Source organism: Gelidibacter sp. (assembly GCF_035577925.1).
GTDB lineage: Bacteria > Bacteroidota > Bacteroidia > Flavobacteriales > Flavobacteriaceae > Gelidibacter.
Genome location: NZ_DATJCY010000082.1, coordinates 1 through 4,354, shown reverse-complemented (window position 1 = coordinate 4,354; position 4,354 = coordinate 1). Strand labels below are relative to the sequence as shown.

4 protein-coding genes are annotated in these 4,354 nt (G+C 36.1%); 1 reads left to right on the top strand and 3 read right to left on the bottom strand.

The genetic code is table 11. The annotated features are described in order from the left end of the window. Positions 1 to 391 precede the first annotated feature (391 nt). Complete coding sequence (locus tag VNJ50_RS02945; RefSeq protein ID WP_325578903.1) at positions 392 to 1,264, bottom strand: ABC transporter permease; 873 nt, start codon at positions 1,262 to 1,264, stop codon at positions 392 to 394. Positions 1,265 to 1,548: 284 nt separating this feature from the next. Between VNJ50_RS02945 and punC the strand changes: the two genes are divergently transcribed. Then, a complete protein-coding gene (gene punC, locus VNJ50_RS02940; RefSeq protein ID WP_325578901.1) occupies positions 1,549 to 2,721 on the top strand; it encodes a purine nucleoside transporter PunC in 1,173 nt (390 codons plus the stop codon). 95 nt (positions 2,722 to 2,816) lie between these two features. Here the strand turns inward: punC and VNJ50_RS02935 are convergent, their stop codons facing one another. Both VNJ50_RS02935 and VNJ50_RS02930 read right to left on the bottom strand, forming a co-directional pair. Beyond that, a complete protein-coding gene (locus VNJ50_RS02935) occupies positions 2,817 to 3,737 on the bottom strand; it encodes an NAD-dependent epimerase/dehydratase family protein (RefSeq protein WP_325578899.1) in 921 nt (306 codons plus the stop codon). A 276-nt stretch (positions 3,738 to 4,013) separates the two neighbouring features. After that, positions 4,014 to 4,354 (bottom strand): GDP-mannose 4,6-dehydratase (locus tag VNJ50_RS02930; protein ID WP_325578897.1); only part of this gene is annotated, 341 nt, incomplete at its 5' end.

Below are 4,354 nucleotides of genomic sequence, written 5' to 3'. Positions count from 1 at the left end.
CGTGCCCACCGTACCCAATCGGTATTGCTTGCTAATGTTTTCGGCTTTTAAGATGATGTTGCTCATGGGAATTTTTTGGTTTCTAGTTTCTAGTTTCTAAATTGACTTAAGATCAAATGACGTAAGACATAGGATGGTTTTTAAAAGTCTAAAACGGAGCACCATATTCCTATTTTTACTTATTAATTCCTCTTGTCTAAACTCTAGGTTCTATATTAAATTTTCTTGTTTCCAAGTTGACATAAGATGTAAGACATAAGACGGTTTTCTAAAATCTAAATTGAAGTTATACATTCCTATTTTTACTTATTAAATCTAATTAGTTCTTCGTCTATTTTCTATATTCTATTTTCTTTCCTCTCTACACACTCTACCCACTAAAAACCACCCTCTAAACGGTATCAATAAACGTCTTTTCCGTTTTATTAAAAATAACAATGCCAATTAAAAATATAATAATACTTAAAAGCAACGTATATCCCAAACCGAACCAACTGAAGGTTCCCGTATTGAGAAGCATGAACCTAAAGCCCTCAATGATCTGCGTTAAGGGATTATACTCCACAAATTTAGCAACCCATTCGGGGAATTTTGTACGTGCTTCGGATAAAGGATATGGCACTGCGGACATGTACATCAACAAATTAACCCCAAAACCGACCACCACCGTCATATCGCGATATTTGGTGGTCATGGACGACAAAATCATCCCCAGTCCAAGTCCAAGCATCGCCATCATTAACATATAAATTGGGAATAACAGCAAATTCATATTCACCGATAGGGCACTTCCCGTACTTAAGTAAAAGATATAAAAACCAGTAAAAATACCGAGTTGTATAAAAAACTTTAATAAATTGGAAATGGTGACTGACATGGGCATAATAACCCTTGGAAAATAAACCTTTCCAAAGATATTTTCATTCTTTTTAAACGTATCACTTGTTCCGGTCAAACAATTATTGAAATAATTCCAGGCGGTAATACCTGCAAGGTTAAACAAAAACGGTGGAATGCCACCAGTACTTATATTTCCTAAATTATTAAAAATCAAGGTAAAAATTACCGAAGTAAATAGCGGCTGAATGATATACCACAGCGGTCCTAAAATGGTTTGTTTATAAACCGTGACAATATCGCGCTTAACCAGCAACAGCAACAAATCACGATAGCGCCAAATCTCCTTGAAATTAAGATCAATCAGTTTGCTTTTGGAAGAAATGGTATATAACCAAGCGTCATCATCTTTTGAACCCAGTGCCATAGTAGTTTTTGAATTGAGCTAAGATAACAATTCTGATGAAAAGTGAAATCATGCCCATAAATATTGTTTTATCCCATTTGTTTCTCCGTAAATGAAGTCTAACGTCTAGCTGTTCCTGAAAATAGCTATAAAAATAAAGCTGTAATTTTCAAAAAGCCTCTAAAAGTAAATTTATAAAAACTCATAGTTGCTTTTAATCAAAACTTCCACTCGGCAAAATGTCTATGTAATGACCTTATGGCTAAGGTGGGTTTTGTACTTTTGCACTCTTAAATAAATTAATCATGCCGACCAAAAATCGATTTCATTTTGTCATTTATCTTGCCCTATTAAGCATTATCGGATTTTTGGCAACCGATATGTATTTACCTGCTTTTGATCAAATGCGTATGGATTTGGATACTTCCAAACAGAATATTGCTGCGAGCTTGACCTTGTTTTTGGGAGGCTTTGCCATTGCACAACTATTATGGGGCCCTATTTCAGATCGGTATGGCAAACCCTTAGCAATTACCATTGGTCTTGGAGTGTTTACAATAACCTCTATCGGCATCTTTTTTACTCAAAATATCGTTATTTTTTTAATCTTAAGAATGCTACAAGCAATTGGCGCTTGTGCGGCTGCCGTGAGTTGGCAAGCTCTGATTATTGATCATTATCCCGAAAATAAAGTTAAAAATATTTTTGCATCCATCATGCCATTAGTAGCATTATCACCGGCATTGGCTCCCTTGTTGGGCGTTTATATCCTGCAGCATTGGGGATGGAAATATATCTTTTTGTTTCTGGCACTGCTTGCCACCATTTTGATTGCTTATACGTTCACCTTAAAATCAAATGAAAATCCTACAAATAGAAAAAACCAAACTGCAATTGACACCATTTCTTATATATCTTTTTTTAAATACAAGAACTACTTGGGCAATGTCATAATTTATGCCTTTTGTTCTGCAGGTTTTTTTGCATGGCTAACGGGAGCACCGTTTTTCTTAAAAGAATTAGGATATGATGAAGCGGCCATTGGCTGGAGTTTTGTTCCCCAGACCATTGCTTTTATTATAGGAGGCTATGGCTATCGATTGATAAGCAACCGAGTGGACGGTAAACGTATATTACCATATCTATTAATCACATACTCCATAAGTATGGTGGCTTTGCTTCTGATTGCCGTATTGACCGTGCCAACATTAACACTATTGTTGATCCCGTTTTGCCTCATGGCTTTCACCAATGGCGCCACCTATCCCATTGTAGTGACCCAGGCCTTACAACCTTTTAAAAACAACTCCGGAAAAGCATCCGCACTACAAAACACCTTACAATTAGGAGCTTGCTTTTTGGCAAGCGCATTTGTATCCTTGTTTTCAAAAAACGCCTTGCTAGCCACCATGATTGTGATGGTTTGCACTGTATTTTTTGTAGCAATTGGCTACAGATTATCTAAAAAGAAAGCGTGATTTATTTTTAAGTCAATACCATAACAAGCAACTATTGTGTATAAAAAAAGTGGATTGACAATACTCACGCATATCATAGCATGATCAAAGTTTTGTTAGGAATTATAATAGGCTATCATTTTTCGCAAACCCTCATCCAACGAAGTTAATTCCCGTTGCAAAACGGCTTTCATTCGAGTCACATCAGGACAGCGCCGGTGCATATCGCCTTCTTCCAAAGCTGGCAAATGGATAATTTCTGAAGCAGAACCGGATATCGCAAGGATTTCATTGGCGAGTTCTAAAATTGTCATTTCACGATCATTGCCCACATTTAAAATGGTATTTTCATGATTGTCATGCAATGCCTTGATACAGGTTTCAATAGTATCATCGATATAACAAAACGATCGGGTTTGTGTGCCATCGCCATAAATATAAAGAGGTAGTCCGGACAGTGCAGCTTTTAAAAACTTGGGCACTACAAAATCTTCACTTTGATGCGGTCCATAGGTATTGAAAAACCGAAAAATGGTATAGGGCAAACCATATTCTTTTTGATAGGATCTGAAAAAAGCTTCCCCCACATTTTTTACGATGGCATAAGGCAAGCGTGAATTTAGTGGCGTGGTATTTTCATTCTGTGGAATTTCAAAAGGTTCGCCATAAACTTCAGAAGAACTCGAAAAGAACACCCGCTTAACACCCGAGCTTTTTGAAAGTGACAATATATTTTTGATGCCATCGATATCCTCCAACACACCAATAGGATGTTCTAAAGTACGCTTTACACCAACTACCGCGGCAAAATGAAATACATAATCAAACTTAAATTGATCAAAAACATGGGCTAAGTCCTCATACACATTCACATCACCTTTTATAAAAGTGAGACGAGCACTTTGTGGTAATTTATCAATATGTCCGGTAGATAAATTATCAATAATAACCACTCTATAGATTTCATTTTCAATTAATCGTTCAGCTAATGAGCTCCCAATATGGCCTGCACCACCCGTGATTAAAAAATTTGTCATAGCATCGATTAATTATGAATTGACATGAAATATTTTATTAAGAGATTCTTCTTACAAATTGAGGTAATTCGCCCGCATTACTGCATCGCTATCAGAAACGAAAATATAAAAACACCTAGAATTATATTTTTAAAAAATCATAAAATTGATTTTAAATCTCATAAAAAAGTCAACACTACCATTATTTATACGTTGTGTTGACTTTTGAATCCATTTCAATTATTGGAAAATATATGTTTCTGAAAACTTAATGCATCATTTGAACAAAACTGAATATTAACTAAAAGCATCCCAAGTAATCTTCAAACCTTCACGAACGGTATATCTTGGGCTATAGTTTAATAATTCATGGGCTTTTGAAATATCGGCCAACGAATCGCGCACATCGCCCTGACGTTCTGGTCCATATTGCGCCTCCAGTTGAGAATTGGCCGCTGCTTTTAAGGAATCCCATAAATAATTAATATCGATACGCTCACCACAAGCTACATTATACACTTGGTTACCAGCTTCTTTTGAGACAAACATACCTTTCACATTAGCCTGAACAACATTGTCTATAAAGGTAAAATCGCGCGTTTGTCCGCCATCGCCATTAATTTTTGGAGCAACATTAT